The organism is Pantanalinema rosaneae CENA516, assembly GCF_050753385.1.
GTDB classification, from domain to species: domain Bacteria; phylum Cyanobacteriota; class Cyanobacteriia; order Leptolyngbyales; family Leptolyngbyaceae; genus Pantanalinema; species Pantanalinema rosaneae.
Genome location: NZ_JBLZFZ010000092.1, coordinates 1 through 19,168, shown reverse-complemented (window position 1 = coordinate 19,168; position 19,168 = coordinate 1). Strand labels below are relative to the sequence as shown.

Here is a 19,168-nt window from a genome sequence, read left to right as displayed (position 1 = left end):
GGAGTTCTGAACCGGAAATTTCAAGTTCGGAGCTAGAGGGTTCGACCTCTGGAGGGGATGGATGGAGTTCTGAACCGGAAATTTCAAGTTCGGAGCTAGAGGGTTCGACCTCTGGAGGAAATGGATGGAGTTCTGAACCGGAAATTTCGAGTTCGGAGCCGGAACGATCGGGATCTGAAGCGGAAGGGTCGGGTACTGAAGCGGAACGATCGGCGGCTGCGGTCAACTCATCCTCTGGAGTAGCCACAGGATAGCGCTCTGAACTGGGTTGATCTGCGATCGGGGATAACGGGCGACGATCAATACGCTGATCTGCTATCGCCGTCGGGCTGGGTAGCTCTGTGATTTCTGCTGAAGAGGATTCATGGGCGATCGAGGTGGGTTCAGCCTGCGATCGGTCTAGTTCAGCGAAGGCATCCGACCCGGCTGAGGGGAGTTCTGGTGGGGCAAGTCTCTGGCGGCGGCTGGCTTCCCATTCTCCGCTAATCACAGAAGACTCGAAGCTGAGATATTGGCGCAATCGCACCACTTCCCCTACCACAATCACACAGGGAGACAGGGAGGCATCGGCAGTCTTCTCTAAAATGTCGCCTAATGTGCCTTCCCACACCCGTTGTCGTCGTCGTCCGGCATACCGAATCACGGCGATCGGCATATAGGGCGATCGACCATGTCCCCGTAAGCGGCGGACAATTTCTGGCAGGCTGCGACCACCCATCAGCATCACCAGGGTTTCCATCCGAGCCAGAGCCACCCAATCTAAAGTATCGGGATTGTGGGCGGTAATGACGGTAAACCCTCGGCTGAGAACGGGATCGGTGAGCGGAATACCGGCTAGCAGGGGCGCGATCAGGGCTGACGATAAACCGGGAACCACTTCATAGGCGCAATTCGCTGCCCGGAGCGCTTGAATTTCGGACTGAGCCCGACCAAAAACAAAGGGATCGCCATTTTTCAGGCGCACTACTACCCGTCCTTGCTGACAGTATTTCACCAACAGACGATTAATTTCTGACTGGGGGGTACTGGGTCGTCCACCGCGTTTACCGACATCTAACTTGCGGCAGGTATCGGGAACGAGACTGATCAAGTTGCCATCTACCAGCGCATCATAAATTAATACCTCCGCCTGCATTAGCAATTCTTGTGCCTGGACAGTTAAATAGGCGGCATCACCGGGCCCCGACCCGACTAAATAGACTTTGCCTCGATGTTCAGTCATTACGGTTCGCTCATGATTTCAGTTCACGCCTAACTTGTATGGTAGGAGGTTAGGAGATCAACCGTTCGCGCAATGAGGTGACAGATGGAAATTGGCTTGATGGGCACAGGTTTGATGGGACTGCCAATGGCACAACGGTTGCTGGATGCCAGTGTACCGTTGATTGTTTACAACCGCACAGTCTCAAAGCTGAAACCCTTAGAGGATGCGGGTGTCGCGATCGCGCCGTTACCCGAAGTCTTACTCCGCGCCGCTTCCTGCGTCATTTTGATGTTGACGGATGCTGAGGCGATTCGAGAAGTCCTATTCTCGGAAAAATGTCGTCCCGAGTTGGCAGGCAAAACGGTGATCCAGATGGGGACGATCGCGCCAGATGAAAGTCGATCGTTGCAGGCGGAGATTCGGGCAGTGGGTGGCGATTATTTGGAGGCTCCCGTCTTAGGTAGCATTTCGGAAGCCCAGGCAGGTAAATTGCTGGTGATGGTTGGCAGTACGCCAGAGCAGTTTGACCAATGGCGGGATTTGTTACAGAATTTTGGGACTGAGCCAATCCGGGTGGGGGATGTGGGGAGTGCTGCTGCCCTAAAACTGGCACTGAATCAACTGATTAGTTCCCTGACTGCGGCGTTTGGCACCAGCCTGGAATTTGTCCTGCGGCAAGGGGTTGAGGTAGAAACCTTCATGAAAATTTTGCGCGGGAGTGCGTTATATGCCCCCACGTTCGACAAAAAACTGCAACGCATGGTGTCAGGAGACTACGCCAAGCCCAATTTCCCGACCAAGCATTTGCTCAAGGATACTAACTTGTTTATCCAAGCCGCCGAGGCGATCGACCTGGATACCAGCATCCCCAGTGCGGCTCAGCAGATTGTGACGCGGGCGATCGAGATGGGATTGGCAGATGCCGACTATAGCGCCCTATTTGCTGCCCTGCATCAAGCACCCGCCGACGCTAGACCGGCAAGCGACTAATGTTTTGGTTAGAACCAATTACCACCATCGCTGACCCTTTTTCCAAGCGTCTACCCGGTGGCGGATTAATTTCAAATCTGCCATCCTCGCTGACTGCCAGCAGATTCAGACCGTAGCAACTGCGGAGGCGGAGTTCGGCGATCGTTTTGCCATCAAACTGTTCCGGCACAATCACTTCCACAATGCTGTTTTCGGGATCTAGCTCAAAGTAATCCAGAATGCCGGGACGAGTCAGCGATCGTGCCAGGTTACAGCCCATTTCATGCTCCGGAAACACCACATGATCCGCGCCCACTTTCTTCAGCAGTTTCATGTGGATCTCGGAGGAGGCTTTCGCCACCACATGGGGCACACCGCCTTCCTTGACATTCAGAGTCGTGATGATGCTCTCTTGGACATAATTGCCGATCGCCACAATCACCGTGTCTTGCTCAAAAATTCCCGCTTCTCGGAGCGCGGCGGGTTGAGTGGAATCAATTTGGCGGGCGTGGGTGGCAATGCGATCGGAGAGAACCTGTGCCACTTTTTCCTCGTCAGCATCAACACACAATACATCGTAGCCCTGCTTATGCAGCGTCACCGCTACCGCTCGACCAAATCGCCCTAGACCCACTACGGCAAATTGTTTGCTACGGGTGGTGCGGAGATTTTGAAAGAAGCTCAGAGATGAAAGATTAACCAAAATGCTTTCGGCAATCCGTTTCCCAGTCGGGAAGGTTGCCGCCTCCTAAAAAAAACGTCAGATACAGTGCAGGAAGCGAACCAGACAGGATTATTGTGAAGTTTAAAAAATATTTAGTAAGAAATATCTATGATCTAACTTAACAGGATCTGGGGGAGCGATCGCACTTAACTAGCAGAACCAGCGATTAGCCCACCAACAGGTTTTCCTCCGGATAACGGACGAAACTTGGTTTGGGATCACCCAACAAAGCGGACATCAGTAATAGAATGCCCACCCGTCCCATATACATGGCAGCAATCAAGATCAGCTTGGCGAACACCGAAAAGCTAGCTAACACCGTTACCCCCGTCGATAACCCAACTGTGGCAAATCCCGAGATCACCTCAAACAAGATTTGAATAAAGTCCAGTTCCGGGTCAGTTAGGGACATCAAAATGGTCAGGGTAATGACGACCGAGATTGATCCCATCACCACCCCGATCGCCTTAATCACCATCGGTAAGGGAATTTGCCGTTCATACAAAATAATTTCATCCTTTCCTTGCAATACGGCTTTTGTGCAAGTGGTCAGTACCCGCAACGTGGTGGTTTTAATCCCACCGGCGGTTCCCCCAGGGCTACCCCCAATAAACATCAAGGCAATGGTCAAAAACAGCCCCGTGATGGTCATTTTGCCCACATCGATCGTATTAAACCCAGCCGTTCTGGAGGTTACCGATTGAAACCAGGCTTCCATCAGCCGCGTCGGGAGGTCCTGGTTCGCTAAGGTCGCCGGATTTCTAAACTCCACCAGGAAAAAGGCGATCGTACCCAGGACTAACAGAATCAGGGTCGTTGTGACTGCCACCTTAAAATTCAGCGACAGAATGATGGGATTGCGATTCCCCTGTACCCGCTCTCGGATCCAGAGATACATCTCAAACAGTACGTCATAACCAATGCCACCAAAGATAATCAGTGCCGGAATCACCAAGTTGAGCAGCAGATTCGCCTGATAGCCAATCAAATTATCAGAAAACAGGCTGAATCCCGCATTGTTAAAGGCACTAATGCTATGAAAAATCGCCAGCCATAATCCGTAATTCAGTCCATGATTCGGCACAAATACCAGCAGTAACAAAAAAGCCCCCGTGATCTCAAAGATCAGGGTCGTGGCAATGATGGAGCGCAGGAGTTGGGTGGCTCCCTGTAACCCTGTGCGATCGAGGGCTTGCTGTAAAGCAATTTTGTCCTTTAAGCCAAACCGCCGCCCCAATAACAGCAGCAGAAACGTGGTCGCGGTCATATATCCCAGCCCCCCAATCTGGATCAGGGCGAGAATAATCAAATGCCCGACACTAGAAAAGTAGGTGGCCGTATCCACCACAATATGGCCGGTGACACAGACCGCCGAGGTAGCGGTGAAAAAGGCAACTAACAAATGATTCCAACTGAGTTGGGCACTGGTCGTCGAAATGGGGAGAAACAGTAGGAAAGTACCAACAGCAATTACAGCCAGAAAACCCAGGCAAATGGTTCTAGAAACAGTCATGCGTCCAAAGGAAATAAGTGAGTGAAACAGGTCGATAGCAGCCGCGATCGCAGGTAGCGACTATCCCCGTTTATCCACTCCGATTAGCCTCCCATGCCGCCTGAAAAAAATCACGTTCACAGAGCATGGCGTAGCGATAGTGAGAGTAAGCCGTAGGGGTGAGAGTGGTGTAGCGTTCAATCAACGTTTCTAATTGCAGGGCAAGTTGGTCAAACTCTGGGCTGCTGTAGGTTTGGATCCAATCCGTATAGGTATGTTCTGGCATTCCTGATCGGGCAAGTTCCTGTCCCAGAAATGCATACAACCGCATACAGGGAGCCATCGCTACGGCGGTTAAGCCAATTTCCTGACTCCAAGCCGTTGCCAGTAGAAAATCTGTGTACCGTTGGGTTGCCATCCCCGGTTCAATGTACCGCAGATCAATTTGCCAACGAGCCGCATAATCCTGGTGTAACCGTAACTCCTGTAATACGCCTCCTGCCAAATGATGAAACATTTCCACCCCACTTAAATCCGCCGATTTGGCAGCCGCGATACTGTAAACCCGCGCAAACGCCGTGAGGAAGAAAGCGTCTTGCCCAACATAATATGCAAATTGGGCTTTAGGTAGGCTACCATCGGCGATGCCTTGCACAAACGGATGCTGAAGGCAGGCATGAGCCAGATCTTGATTTGCCAACCACAGACTACTTGCAATGGTCATAAAAATTTGCCAACGAACGAAATACCTGGTAGGAGAGCTTTAACTCAGGGCAACCCATTCTATCCATGCGGGTGAGACAAATTTGCTCCTGCACCAATGCATCTTATGATCATCCTCTTTTTTTGCCGATTCTACAAAAATCCCATGGGATCTGAGGGTGAGTGGATGGCTGGAGGCGATCGCTGTCTCATTTTCGCCCGATCGCTACCCTACTATGTAGGCTGCTGGAGAGGCGATCAATTAGTTTCAGCGATTGGCACAGTGGTGGATAAAAATCTCTCTTTAGACAAATTTTCGCTGGGGAGAAAGTGCTGTACAACGTAAGCAGCCAAATTCTCACCGTTGATTGTCCATGACTTCTACCCTAACGCAAAAGATTCAGCACTTCTATGACACCTCCTCGGGCCTGTGGGAGCAGATCTGGGGTGAACACATGCATCATGGCTATTACGGGGGAGATGGCAAGCAAACGAAAGATCGCCGCCAAGCCCAAATTGATTTGATCGAAGAGTTGTTGCAATGGGCAAACATTCAGCAGGCAACTCACATTCTGGATGTGGGCTGTGGCATTGGTGGTAGTACGTTGTATCTAGCCGACAAATTTCAGGCAGAATCTGCTGTTGGAATTACCCTCAGTCCCGTCCAGGCAAAGCGAGCCGAGGAACGCGCTAGAGAATTAGGCATTCCAGCCGCCCAGTTTCAGGTTGCCGATGCCTTAAACATGCCCTTTGCTGATAACTCCTTCGACCTTGTCTGGTCACTGGAAAGCGGCGAACACATGCCCGATAAAGTCAAATTTTTGCAGGAATGTTATCGCGTCCTGAAACCCGGCGGCAGATTCCTCTTCGTCACCTGGTGTCACCGATCGACCGATCAGCAACCCTTAACCCCCGACGAACAACAACATCTGGACTCGATCTATCGCGTCTACTGTTTGCCCTACGTGATCTCATTGCCGGAGTATGCCGCGATCGCAGAACAGCTTGGCTTTCGATCAATCCAAACCGATGATTGGTCTACCGCCGTCGCCCCCTTTTGGGATCTGGTCATTGATTCCGCCTTCACCCCTGCCGCCTTATTTGGCTTACTGCGATCGGGCTGGACAACTATTCAAGCCGCCCTATCCCTGGGATTAATGAAACGCGGTTATCAACGCGGCTTAATCAAATTCGGTCTACTCAGTGCCACCAAACATTAACAAGCGATTAGCCCTCAGAATGCCAAGATTAGCGCGATCGCAGACCAACTACAGCAGTTTTCGCCCCCCTAGCCCCCCAATTTTGGGGGGAACAGGAGCCAACGTCCCCCAGAATATAGCCTGACGGCATCGTAGAAAGGGGGCTTTAAGCCCTACGGGCATACTAGAACAGGGGGCTGACCGAATTGACAAGTGTGGTGCATTCATTTGAGAACGGCTGTAAGTATGCGACAGCCTTGACCCATCAACCGATCGTACCTTACGGGGGGCGTGGGGGAGTTAGGACCCCACATCGCGGGGGTTTGGGGGGAAGACCCCCAAGCCAGGTTTGCCAACGTAGCTAAAAATCTTTATATGCCTGAGACTATCCCCATTTAACTAGATCGATATATCGGTAAAGATTTATTGAACCTCACAGGAAAATCCCCCCAGACCAGAGTAGCAATGAAGTTAGCGAGACAGGTGACATCAACTATTTCGTAGCGTCACTACTGTGGGGAAAAGAAATGAAATTCAGCGATCGTGTGTTTAAACCCTGGATCATCGTCATCGCCTTACTGGTTTGCCTGGGCATGACTGGATGTAGCACCGCCACCCTCTCCCCCGGTGCGGCACCCTTACCCGCCGTTGCCCCCCTAACCACCCCAAAACTCCCTGACTGGATCGAACAGATTAGCCCTACAGGCACCGCCTCACCCCTGGCACAAATCCGGGTGCGATTTAAAGACCCCCTGATTCCCCTGGAAAGCCTGGAAAGCCAGAACCAGCAGGAGATTCTGAGCAAATTTGAACTGACACCACCCTTAAAAGGAACCTTCCGCTTTCTCACCCCCCGCATGGTAGGCTTCCAAGCCGATACCTCCACACCTCAAGCTACACGGGTACGAGTCACCCTGAAAGCGGGGTTAGCCGATTTAAACAATCATCGATTAGATCAAGACTTTGCCTGGACGTTTAATACCGAACCGTTAAAACTGACCAATCTACCCACATCTTTCTCAGAACCAGGAGTTCCCCCAGAACCGATCGACCTTAAACCCGTCCTCAAACTCACCGCCAATGCCGAACTCAACCCGGCATCCTTGCGGGAACACGCCCGCCTCATCCCCGAAGGCAAAGAGGGCATCACGCTGAAACCTTCCTTGATTGAGCAACCGCAGGCTGAGGAGCAATCCCCCAGCGATCGCTTTGATCCGTCTAACCAGAACTGGATCTATACCCTGTCACCCGATCGCGCCCTGGAAACAGGTACTCGCTACACCTTAGAAATTACTCCCGGATTAAGTCCCGCCGCCGGTAACCTGCCAACCGAACAAGCCATCTCCAGCCAACTTGTCACCTACTCTCCCCTACAATTCCAGAACATGACCTACACCGGACAACCGGATGCCGGGGGCCCCTTTGGACGATTTAGCCAAGGCGTAGCCCAGTTGAATTTCAATAATGGGATTGAGGCAGAGTCCGCCCTAGCCCATATTAGCGTTAGTCCCGAACCAAAGAATCAAGATGTTCCTCTGGTACGTGCCTACGATGGTGAAGCCGTTGTCACCTTAAATCCCTGGGCACTAGAACCAGACAAACGCTACACCATTACGATCGGCTCGGATCTAAAAGACAAATTTGGGCAAACCCTGGGGCAGAAAGTTAACCTCACCTATGACACCGGAGATGCCGCTGCCGATATCTGGGCACCCTCCGATCTGCATATTTTTCCCACCCAACGGCGGGATGAATTGCAACTGAATGTCTCTACCGTGAACCTATCTAGCTTCAAGTCGGCGGTCAGAACAGTACAACCGACCGATTTGGTCTATACCAATTCCGCCTATCCCCGAGGCGAGGGCAACGATCTATTACCCGATCCGGTTAGCTGGCAAACCACCCGGGTTCCGAACAAAAAAAATCAATCGGTCGAAACAACCCTACCGCTCCAAAAGCAACTGGGCAGTGATACCGGAATGCTGGCGTATGGCGTACAAGCCCGCACCAATAGCTACAAGGAAGATAACCGGCAGCAGTGGCGGGAGCCAACATTTTATGGGCTGGTGCAATTGACCAATTTGGGAGTATTTGCCCAATGGTTCCCTGAGTCTGGCTTAGTGCGAGTGCATCAGTTGTCTGACGGGCAGCCCGTTGCCAAGGCTCAAGTACAGGTTTATCAGTCCAGGTTGGATACAAAAGATCGATCGCAGCCGACTCCCTGTGCCACCGGAACCACCAATGCCGCCGGGATGCTGACCCTCGATCGCGCCGCCTTTCAGTCCTGTGTGAATCGATCGGCGGACACCGCCCCCCCGCTCCTGGTCGTGGCTCAAGTCGGGAAAGATTGGGCGTTTACCCGTTCCTATGAGTACAGTGGGGCTTATGAATATGGCGTAGATGCAGGTTGGGAAAATAACAAACCCGTTTCCCGAGGCACGATCTTTAGCGATCGCCAACTCTATCAACCCGGAGAAACCGCCTGGTTCACTGGAGCCGCCTACTATCTGCAAAACGGCAGCCTACGGCAAGATCAGAAGGCTCAGTACACCGTTAGCCTGAAGTCACCCGATGGCAAACAAACCGATCTAGGCACTCGCACCACCAACGAGTTCGGCACGTTTTCAGTAGAACTGCCGATCGCCAAAACCCAACCCCTCGGCTTCTACACGCTCCGCGCCAAAGGGCAAAATGGGGTCGAGATTACTGGTGAGTTTCGAGTGGCTGAGTTTAAACCACCGAACTTTAAAGTGGCGCTGACCCTAGACGTTCCAAAGGATCGGGATCTATTACCGATTAATCCCGATGGGGTAACGCCTCCGTTGCCGATCGTCCAGGCAGACCAAACCATCCAGGCAAATGTTAAGAGCCAATACCTGTTTGGTTCTCCAGTGCAAGGCGGACAGGCAAAATATTTTGTCACCCGGCAACAAACTGAGTTTACCCCGGCCGGCCGGGATGAGTTCTCCTTTGGACGCAAATGGTTCTGGCCGGAAGAAGCCCCGGAAGTTTCTAGCGATGTGCTGCAAAGCAATCAGACTCTCGATAATAGCGGTCAAGGACAGTTCAGCATTGCGCTGGATAAGACGATTCCCTATCCGATGGTGTACCGCGTGGATGCTCAGGTCGCCGATGTGTCTAACCTGACCGTAGCGGATTCCCAAAGCGTGATTGCTGTACCTAGCGATCGCCTGATTGGCTTGAAGAGTAACTTTGTGGCTGATGCTGGAAAGGAATTTCCTGTGCAAGTGATTGTCACCGATCCCCAGGGACAAGCCGTGAGCAATCAACGGGTGCGGCTGGAATTACAGGAAATGATTTACAGTCGAGCCACTCGGGCGGTAGAAGGCAGTCGGGTTAACCAGAATCAGGTGGAGTATAAAACCGTTGCCACTACCGACGTATCCTCCCAGTCAGAACCTCAAACCGCCAACCTGACACCACCTAAATCAGGATCGTATCGAATTCGCGCTACGCTGGCGGGACGGGATGAAGCCAGTGCTACCGATGTGCAAATTTGGGCAACCGGCGGCACACCCACCTACTGGGGCGATCGCTACCGGAATAATCGCCTGGAACTGAAGCTCGACAAGAAAACCTATCGTCCCGGTGAAACCGCCACTGTATTATTGCAATCACCGTATCCCGAAGCCGAACTGTACTTTGCGATCGTCCGGCATGATGTGATCTACCAAACGGTAACGAAGGTAACGGGCAGTGCGCCGCAAATTCAATTCCAGGTGACTCCAGAGATGCTGCCAAATGCGGCAGTAGAAGCCGTTCTGGTGCGGCAAGGAGAACCCCTGGCACAGATTGAACCCGGTAGTTTAGAGGATTTAGTCCGGATTGGGTTAGCGCCCTTCCAGACCGATCTCGGCGATCGCTATCTGAAGGTCGATGTTGCTCCCGCGATCGGCAAAGAGGGGACTCCCGCCGCCGAACCGGGAACCGATCAAACCGTCCAACTGACCGTTAAGGATGCCCAGGATAAACCTGTCAGAGGTCAATTCACAGTGATGGTCGTGAATGAAGCCATCCTGCAACTGACCGGCTACCGCCCCCCGGATTTAGTCAAAACCGTGTATGCCGAACAACCGATTTCCATTCGTATTAGCGATAATCGCCCGGATGTCGTGTTGCAGCCGATGTCCTCACCACTGCAAAAAGGCTGGGGCTACGGGGGAGGTTTCTCCGAAGGAGCCGCTAATACCCGGACTCGGACTGACTTTAAACCGACCGCTTACTATAACGGTTCCGTCCTGACGGATGCCAACGGTCAAGCGACGATCCGCTTCCGCCTTCCCGATGATTTAACCACCTGGCGAGTCATGGCAGTGGCAACCACCGCCAATAATGGCAACTGGCAGTTCGGCAATGGGGATACCACCTTTATCACCAGCCGACCGTTAGTGGCTAGCCCGATCCTGCCGCAGTTTGCCCGCCCCGGCGATCGCTTCCAGGTCGGAGCCGCCGTCACCAACAACACTGGCAATAACGGAGATCTCACAATTAATGGCACTGTCACTGAACCCTTGAAGTTCGACAATTCCTCGGGTAGCCAACAAGCCCGGATGGATGGCTCTGGCACTCAGGCGTACCGTTTCCCGGTAATGGTCGATCGCGCCGGACAAGCCACCGTTAAGTTCACCACTCAATTAAACGGAGCCAATGATGCGTTTGAAGTACCACTGGATGTTAAACCTCTGGAGATCACAGAACAGGTCGTTGAAGCTGGGACAACCACGAAGCAAACGACCATCCCAATCAACGTAGACAAGAATGTAGACAACACAACGGGAGGTTTGGAGATTTCCCTGGCGAGTACACTGATTCCCCAGCTAACCGCTCCAGCAGCGCAAGTCTTGGAGGATAACGATCTGCCCTTCCTGGAACCTGCGGCTAGTCAACTCGCGATCGCCGCCAGCCTGCAAACCCTATCGCAAACCTACGGGCAAACCTTTGCCAGCTTTAATCCAACTCAACAAGCGACGCAGGCGATCGCTCAACTGCAAACCTTACAGAAACCGGATGGTGGGTTTGCTGCGTATCCGGGAGCGGAAAGATCCGATCCATTTGTTACGCCCTATGCCGCGCAGGCGATCGCCCTGGCAAATCAGGGGTTTGGTAGCCAGGAACTTTTGCCATCCCTGACGGCTTACCTGAGAAAGCTGCTGGCGGATCCCGGACAGTATAGTTTCTGCAAACAGGCTCTCTGTAAGAATCAGGTACGACTGGAAACCCTGATCGCATTGGCAGCACTGGGAGACAGACGCGGGGATTTCCTCTCCGATATCTATGCCCAACGCAATCAACTCGATCTGGTACAGCAAATTAAGTTAGCCCGCTACCTCTCCCAATTTCCAGATTGGCAGGCAGAAGCCAATACCTTAACGAATCAAGTTCAGGAATTGGTCTACCAGACCGGACGCAGCGCTAAGGTGAATTTGCCAAACAATTGGTCGTGGTTGAGTTCGCCCACCGCCGCCCAAGCCCAAGCAGTCCGGCTATTCATTGCCCAGAACCAGCCACCGGAGCAGATCGATCGCCTAGTGCAGGGACTCCTGGCACAACGGCGGGATGGTGTGTGGCAGAACAACTACGACAATGCCGAAGCGCTGGTAGCCTTAGTGGACTATAGCCGCTTGCAACCCACACCCCCCAATTTCACAGCAACGGCTCAACTGGCAGGGAAAACCCTGACCAAAGCCCAATTCCAGGGCTACCGCAAACCGAGCCAGGACGTTCGTGTTGCCATGTCTGATCTGCCTCGCAATCGCCATGATCTGGTGTTGAAAAAATCCGGCAATGGACTGCTGCACTATCTGGTGGCTTATCGCTATCGGCTACAAGGCAATCAACCGGGACGGCTGAATGGGTTACGGGTGACACGCACAATTCGTCCGGCAAATGAGAACAAGACCCTGTACAAAACCGGACTGTATGCCACCGAACCTCTCACCTTAGCGGCAGGGCAGGTCTACGACATTGGACTGGAAGTGATTACCGATCATCCCGTGGATCATGTGGTGATCACCGATCCATTACCTGCCGGGTTCGAGGCAGTCGATAACAGCTTCCAGACCAGTACCCCGTACTACCAGGCAAAAGGCGATAGCTGGCAGTTGAACTATCAAACCATCCATCGCGATCGCGTGGTTGCCTTTGGGGACAAACTCGATCCTGGTGTTTACACCCTACATTACCTGGTGCGATCGGTGACTCCTGGAACCTTCGTCTACCCCGGTGCGGAAGCCCACCTCCAATATGCCCCGGAAGAATTCGGGCGATCGGCCGCCACCACCTTGACGATTGCCGCTCAATAGGTGGTATAGAACATCCCTCTTTCAATGTTGGAAGGGGGATTTTTAATCAAGTTTTTATTAGCTTAAAGTCGCTTCACATTCACAATTAGCAACAAGTAATTCAGTGTAAACCGCTTATTTGATTAACCAGAGATTAACCTTGGCATAATTGTTGATTACCAAAGTTTAACCAGGACAAACTCTTAGATTAGCCAGCCTTAACCCTAGACCGTTATTCTATGCAGTGGTCTGAAATCAGACGTTCTTCGCTGCATGGAGCAATGTTATGGTGATGAATGGCATGGGGTTAAAATTGAATCGGTTTACATTCGCTGGTGCAGTTACTCTGGCGGCTGCCACGATCGGGCTATCAGTCTCCGCCGTTAACTCGCAAAGCGGCGTGATTAAAATTGATGGTTCCAGTACAGTTTATCCAATTACTGAAAAGGCTGCCGAAGGCTTTCAGAAAAGTGGTGGGGCTAGAGTCACCGTAGGAATTTCGGGAACCGGCGGTGGTTTTAAAAAATTCTGTGCTGGAGATACAGATATTTCTAATGCCTCTCGTCCGATCCTGAAAAAAGAGATCGAAGCTTGCAACGCTAAAGGCATTAAATATATTGAATTACCGATAGCGTATGATGCCTTAACCGTTGTGGTCAATCAAAGTAATAACTGGGCACAAAATCTGACTACCGCCGAGTTGAAAAAGATTTGGGCACCGGGGAGCCAGGTGAAAAATTGGAGCCAGGTACGATCGGGATTTCCCAATGTCCCCCTGGCATTATTTGGGCCTGGTGCGGATTCCGGCACATTTGACTACTTCACAGAAGCCATCAATGGCAAGTCCAAGCAAAGCCGTAAAGACTTCACAGCCAGTGAAGATGACAATGTTTTAGTCCAGGGTGTCGCGCGGAATAAAGGTAGTTTAGGCTACTTTGGCTTTGCTTACTACGAAGCGAATAAGAACCGCTTGAATGCCGTGAAAGTGAATGGTGTAGGGCCCAGTCGCCAGACCGTAGAAAGTGGAGCATATACCCCCTTATCTCGTCCTATCTTCATCTATGTGAACGCGAATTCTGCTAAACGCCCAGAAGTGAAGAAATTCGTTGAATACTATCTGAAGAATGGTCGAAATCTGGTTTCCGCCGTGAAGTATGTACCATTACCCGGAAATTCCTATAACGGAGTTCTCGCCCGGTTTAATAGTGGCAAAACAGGTTCCGTTTTTGGTGGTGAAGAGGCGATTGGACTAAAAATTAGTGAGCTATTAAATCGTGAACTGAGATAGTTCAATTCAGAGGATGTTTTAAAAGTATCAAAGTGATTGCACTTGCCCCCTTTTCTGGTATGCCCGTAGGGCTTTAATCCCCCAATTCTGGGGGACTTTGAATCCAGTTCCCCCCAGAATATAGCCTGACGGCATCGTAGAAAGGGGGGCTAGGGGGGCGGTTCAGGTAACGATTTTGACTTTTCAAACACCCTCTCACTGACCAATCAATTACGGGGGTGGACGATCGTTCGCCCCTTTTGACCATCTGGAATCTCAAGATTGATGAATGACAAACTCTGCGGCTCAACCTTCTAAATTGGCTCGACTATCTGCCCAAAGAACCAGTCGGGACTTACGCGAACTGGCAATTCATATCGTATTGTTTCTAGCCGGGTTTTCCTGTGTGGCAACCACGATCGCCATTATGTATATTCTGGTTCTGGAATCAGTGCATTTTTTCCAACATATTTCGATCGTAGAATTTCTCACCAGCAGTGATTGGTCGCCGCTATTTGATCCACCCGGATATGGCATTTCACCGTTAGTCGCTGGCACAATCACCACAACGTTAGTGGCTCTATTCGTCGCAGTACCAATGGGCACGATCGCCGCAATTTATTTAAGTGAATTTGCTTCTGCGAAACTCCGCGAAATTGTCAAGCCGATCCTGGAATTACTAGCCGGGATCCCGACGGTTGTTTATGGCTACTTTGCCTTACTATTTGTCACCCCATTATTGCAATGGTTGTATAGTTTTCCGGCACCATTTCTGGCGGCATGGTTGCCCAACCTCTTTCCAGTCGAACTCGCAGGCTTCAATATGCTAGGGCCTGGGATTGTCATGGGATTGATGATTACCCCCCTGATCAGTTCGATTAGTGAAGATGCGATGCGGGCTGTCCCCGTGAGTTTGCGCGAGGGATCCTTTGCCATGGGAGCTACACGCCTACAAACGGCAATTAATGTGGTCTTTCCCGCTGCTTTTTCCGGTGTTTCGGCAGCTTATATTCTGGGGGTATCGCGGGCAGTTGGCGAAACCATGATCGTCGCCGTCGCCGCTGGTCTCCAACCCAATCTCACCTTCAATCCCCTGGAATCCGCCGCCACCATTACGGCTTACATTGTGCAAGTCAGCCTAGGAGATTTGCCCCATGGCACCCTGGAATATCAAACTATCTTTGCCGCTGGCTTAACGCTGGTTCTGTTTACATTGCTCTGCAATATTATTGGCTATTTCCTCAGTCGCCACTTCCGGGAGATTTATTAACATGACACAAATTCATGCTTCTCCCAACCATCTATTAGGCATCCAAGATTCAGTGTCTCGACGACACATGATTGATGGGCTATTTGCGATCGTCGGTCTGTTAACGATTTTGGTTGCCACAGTAACCCTGTTAGCCCTGGTGCTTCAGCTCGCTGTCCAGGGCGCACCCCGGTTAACCTGGCAATTTTTTACCTCATTTCCCAGTAGCGAATGGCAACAAGCCGGAATTCTGGCGGCATGGATTGGTTCGGCGCTGGTGATGCTCGTGACCGCCGCGATCGCCGTCCCCCTGGGAGTAGCTGCCGGAATTTATCTGGAAGAATATGCCCGCAAGAATTGGTTATCCGCGTTGATTGAGATTAATGTGACCAACCTGGCGGGGGTGCCGTCCATTATTTATGGTCTGTTAGCGTTAGGCTTCTTCAATGGAGTGCTGCGCCTGGGCGAAAGCATTCTAACGGCAGGCTTAACCCTGGCATTGCTAATTTTGCCGATCGTCATCGTCACCACCCGCGAGGCTTTACGCGCCATTCCCAACAGTCTGCGGGAAGCGGCGTATGCGCTGGGTGCGAGTCGCTGGCAGATGATTTGGGATCACATTTTGCCCTACGCCTCCGGCAGCATTTTAACGGGCGTGATTATCGGGCTATCTCGGGCGATCGGGGAAACGGCACCCCTGATTACGATCGGGGCACTGACCTTTATTGCCTTTCTCCCGCCGTCTCCGGTGCAACCCAACTTTCCCTACATTTCCTTTGAATGGCTCCAAGCGCCATTTACAGTCTTGCCGATTCAAATGTTTAACTGGGTGTCTCGTCCTGAGCCAGAGTTTCAGGTGAACGCCGCCGCCGCCGGAGCCGTGTTGATTGGCATGACCCTAGCCATGAATGGCTTCGCAATTTATCTGCGTTATCGGTTTCGTCGAGGAGTCAAATGGTAGAAGAAATTTCCACCTCCCTATCCAACCTATCTACACTTCAGCCGAAAGCGGAAGTCAAAAATCTCAATTTCTACTATGGGGCAATTCAGGCACTCAAACAAGTGAATTTAGTCGTCCCAGAGAAGCGAGTCACCGCGTTAATCGGACCTTCGGGCTGCGGCAAAACCACCCTGTTGCGCTGTTTTAACCGGATGCATGATCTGTATCCCGGCAATCGTTACGAAGGCGAAATCCGGCTCGATCAGGTCAACATTCTGGAACGACGGGTTGATCCGATCGCAGTTCGGATGCGGGTGAGTATGGTGTTCCAACGCCCCAATCCCTTCCCTAAGTCGATTTATGAGAATGTGGCGTATGGGTTGCGAGTCCAAGGACTGCTCAAACGGGACTTAGTGGATCACAGAGTTGAGCAATCCCTCCGCAGTGCTGCCTTGTGGGATGAAGTGAAGGATCGGCTGAAAGATTCTGCCCTCAACCTATCCGGTGGTCAGCAACAGCGATTATGTATTGCCCGCGCCTTAGCCACCGAGCCGGAGTTGATTCTGTTTGATGAACCGACTTCGGCACTCGATCCGATCGCTACCTCCAGCATCGAAGACTTGATGAGTCAATTGAAGCAACAGGTGACGATCCTGATTGTGACGCATAGTATGCAGCAGGCGGCTCGCCTCTCGGACTACACGGCTTTTATGTACCTGGGAGAAATGCTGGAGTTTAACCAGACAACCAAGCTATTTAACCAGCCATTACATCAACAAACAGAAGACTATGTGAGAGGACGGTTTGGCTAACCGGTTACTTGACACAACCGCAGTCTTGGAGTTTCTCCGTCAAAATCGCCGTATATCGCCACCATTGTTGTCCGCCAATTCCCAAGCGAGAGGGCAAATGTCCAACCGGAGCCGAGTCTTTAAACTGCCACTGCTTAGGGCGATCATCGAGAGGATTGGGTTGCCAACCCACCCGATCGCAAAATTGCCTGTAATCCTGTCCGACCTTTTGATACATCTGGGCTTGCACACTAAAACCAAAGCGGTTGCGGCTACATTGTCGCCAGAGGTGATCAATCTGCCGTAGATCATCACAAGGTAAACGAGTCAGTTCCCCACTAAAGACATAACTTTGGGGTGGTTTGCCTAATAGTTGCCGGATCAGATTCCAGGTGAAGGTATCAGCCGCTTGCCATTGCTTTGTCGTTAGCAATTGCGCTAGCGATCGCAGTTGTTGATCCGTCACTGGCACACTTACGGGATCGGTAAACTTTGCCACCGCAACGGGCGGCTCAGGCTTAGCTTCCAGATCTGACAACACATCGTCTACCGAGGCATAGCGATCGTTCAGCCCTGGGGACAATAAGCGATCGAGAATTTTGCCCAGTCGATCGCTGATCCGCCGACCACGGGGCAAATACTGTCGCCAGATCCAGCAATTTTCCCCAATATCAAACACATCAAAAGGAGCGCGATTCGTCAGCAGTTGCACACACACCACACCCACGCTATACAGGTCACTGGCGGGTAAGGCTTTCCCCCGGTTTTGCTCCGGAGCCATATACTCCGGACTGCCAATAATCGTTCCAGTCAGTAAAGAGGTCGTGCCAGATAAAACTTTGGCAATCCCAAAATCAATTAACACCAGCCGTTGGTCGGAGCGGCGGCGAATTAAGTTAGCTGGTTTAATATCCCGATGAATGATGCCGCGATCGTGGATGAACTTGAGGATAGGCAGCAGATCCTTCAGTAATTCCCAAATTTGCGCTTCGCTGTACGCTTGCCGCTGGCGAATTTCCTCCAATAGAGTTTGCCCTTCAATCCACTCTTGTACCAGATAAAGCTGCTGATCTTGAGTAAAATGTGCCATCAACGTGGGAATTTGGGAGTGGTGTCCCAGTTCATCCAACCGCACCGCTTCCTGATGAAATAATTCGATCGCTTTTTCCGCCGCATGAATCGACAACTGAGATAAATGCAGTTGTTTAATCACACACAACGGTTGCGAGGGTATATCTTCATCGATCGCCAGAAACGTTCTGCCAAAGCCCCCCTGCCCCAGACGTTTGATGGCTCGGTAGCGTTCTTTCAGGCGTAACTTTGCCCCACAGGACTGACAAATCCGATGGTTAGGTGGATTTTGGGGCTGATAGCATTGCGGCGCAACGCAGTAGCTCATAGGACCAATCAGGCGTTAGATAGATTGACGATAGCGAGCTAATTATGTTGTCAACCTGATCTTATGATGATTCTTCGGTTTAGCCGCAGGGCTGAGGCAAGGCTTTATTCGATCGTGGCGACCTGCTGGGAGCGATCCCAAAAGATGATCTGATCAGCCACTCTTTCACGATCAACTTCTAGTGGGGATTGGACAGCCGGGGTGGGAACGGTAGCCACCGGAGGTAGCATTGGGGGCTGTGGCGCGATGGCTTCTGATGGGGTTTGTTGTGCTACCTGAGGGTGTTCTCGTTCCCAGGCTGCCAACGCCCGATCGATCATTCCCATCCGGCGTTGCTGATCATGGCGAATACTGGCTTCCTTACTGATGTCATCATAGGCTCGTAGCCCAGAGGCTTCCCAGCAAGACGGCGGTGTACCATCGCCCCGTTCCGGATTGCAAAACGACATCACCCGCGCTTCCAGAATCGCCTCCGATCCCTGCAACCCTTTTTGTTTTTCAGTCACTAAGCGATCGACATAGCCACCGGACTGCGTCACCGCTAACGGCGCTTGATTTGCCAGATCAATGCCATTCAGTTTTTCCAGCAAATCGAGTTCAATCCCTGCCGCCTGAGCCTGCGGTAGAATCGTGTCCTCATAATGGCGACGAATTTTCGCCATCTGCTGTTCGTCACATTCCTCCGGCGATATCTTGCCGTAGCCAAACTGGTAGCTAAAAGTCCCGCAGTTTTCGACAAAGTTACCTGGATCGGTGTGATGTTCCCACAGGGAAGTCTTGCCACCATCGGCTGTACGAGTTCCTTCCGCCGCACCAACCGTTCGGGCAACCAGGGATTCCGAGCCACCGTTGAAGAGGTGATCGTCAGTAGAGATGGTTGGACGGGAGGCGAGGGGGGGAGGGGAGGGAGGCTGTCTCTTATACACATCT

General features: G+C 51.8%; 13 protein-coding genes. 7 read left to right on the top strand and 6 right to left on the bottom strand.

What is annotated here, in order from left to right; translation table 11 throughout:
• Positions 1–1,222: uroporphyrinogen-III C-methyltransferase (gene cobA, locus ACN4EK_RS30265; protein ID WP_431662164.1), on the bottom strand; the 1,222-nt coding region annotated here is incomplete at its 3' end.
• Between the two features lie 84 nt (positions 1,223–1,306).
• Here cobA and ACN4EK_RS30260 point away from each other — a divergent pair.
• Positions 1,307–2,194 carry an NAD(P)-dependent oxidoreductase gene (locus tag ACN4EK_RS30260; RefSeq protein WP_431662163.1) on the top strand — a complete coding sequence of 296 codons (888 nt, stop codon included), beginning with the start codon at positions 1,307–1,309 and terminating at the stop codon, positions 2,192–2,194.
• Here the strand turns inward: ACN4EK_RS30260 and ACN4EK_RS30255 are convergent.
• From ACN4EK_RS30255 to ACN4EK_RS30245, 3 genes are all read right to left on the bottom strand, one after another.
• Positions 2,175–2,876 (bottom strand): potassium channel family protein, encoded by a 702-nt coding sequence (locus ACN4EK_RS30255; protein WP_431662162.1) that lies wholly within the window; start codon positions 2,874–2,876, stop codon positions 2,175–2,177. The two genes, ACN4EK_RS30260 and ACN4EK_RS30255, sit on opposite strands and share 20 nt — an antisense overlap.
• A gap of 187 nt (positions 2,877–3,063) precedes the next feature.
• Positions 3,064–4,410, bottom strand: coding sequence for a TrkH family potassium uptake protein (locus tag ACN4EK_RS30250; protein WP_431662161.1), 1,347 nt, complete (start codon positions 4,408–4,410; stop codon positions 3,064–3,066).
• A 70-nt stretch (positions 4,411–4,480) separates the two neighbouring features.
• The gene (locus tag ACN4EK_RS30245) at positions 4,481–5,113 is read right to left on the bottom strand and encodes a TenA family protein (RefSeq protein WP_431662160.1); all 633 of its coding nucleotides are present in this window, start codon (positions 5,111–5,113) and stop codon (positions 4,481–4,483) included.
• A 352-nt stretch (positions 5,114–5,465) separates the two neighbouring features.
• On the opposite strand from ACN4EK_RS30245, the gene ACN4EK_RS30240 reads away from it, so the two are divergent.
• The 6 genes from ACN4EK_RS30240 (at position 5,466) to pstB (ending at position 16,860) form a co-directional block, all read left to right on the top strand.
• Complete coding sequence (locus tag ACN4EK_RS30240) at positions 5,466–6,311, top strand: methyltransferase domain-containing protein (RefSeq protein ID WP_431662159.1); 846 nt, start codon at positions 5,466–5,468, stop codon at positions 6,309–6,311.
• Positions 6,312–6,817: 506 nt separating this feature from the next.
• Entirely contained in the window at positions 6,818–12,613 is a 5,796-nt protein-coding gene (locus ACN4EK_RS30235) for an alpha-2-macroglobulin family protein (protein ID WP_431662158.1), read from the top strand.
• A gap of 265 nt (positions 12,614–12,878) precedes the next feature.
• On the top strand, positions 12,879–13,880 hold the full coding sequence (locus ACN4EK_RS30230) for a PstS family phosphate ABC transporter substrate-binding protein (RefSeq protein ID WP_431662157.1): 1,002 nt from the start codon (positions 12,879–12,881) through the stop codon (positions 13,878–13,880).
• Positions 13,881–14,148: 268 nt separating this feature from the next.
• Positions 14,149–15,129 carry a phosphate ABC transporter permease subunit PstC gene (gene pstC, locus ACN4EK_RS30225; RefSeq protein WP_431662156.1) on the top strand — a complete coding sequence of 327 codons (981 nt, stop codon included), beginning with the start codon at positions 14,149–14,151 and terminating at the stop codon, positions 15,127–15,129.
• 1 nt (position 15,130) lies between these two features.
• Positions 15,131–16,069: a phosphate ABC transporter permease PstA gene (gene pstA / locus ACN4EK_RS30220; RefSeq protein WP_431662155.1), complete on the top strand. Its 939-nt coding sequence runs from the start codon at positions 15,131–15,133 to the stop codon at positions 16,067–16,069.
• The gene (pstB, locus tag ACN4EK_RS30215) at positions 16,063–16,860 is read left to right on the top strand and encodes a phosphate ABC transporter ATP-binding protein PstB (protein WP_431662154.1); all 798 of its coding nucleotides are present in this window, start codon (positions 16,063–16,065) and stop codon (positions 16,858–16,860) included. Before pstA ends, pstB begins: the two co-directional genes overlap by 7 nt.
• Before the next feature lie 4 nt (positions 16,861–16,864).
• Here pstB and ACN4EK_RS30210 read toward each other — a convergent pair whose 3' ends face one another.
• Entirely contained in the window at positions 16,865–18,238 is a 1,374-nt protein-coding gene (locus tag ACN4EK_RS30210) for a protein kinase domain-containing protein (protein ID WP_431662153.1), read from the bottom strand.
• A 104-nt stretch (positions 18,239–18,342) separates the two neighbouring features.
• A partial coding sequence (locus ACN4EK_RS30205; protein WP_431662152.1) for a hypothetical protein occupies positions 18,343–19,168 on the bottom strand: 826 nt, incomplete at its 5' end.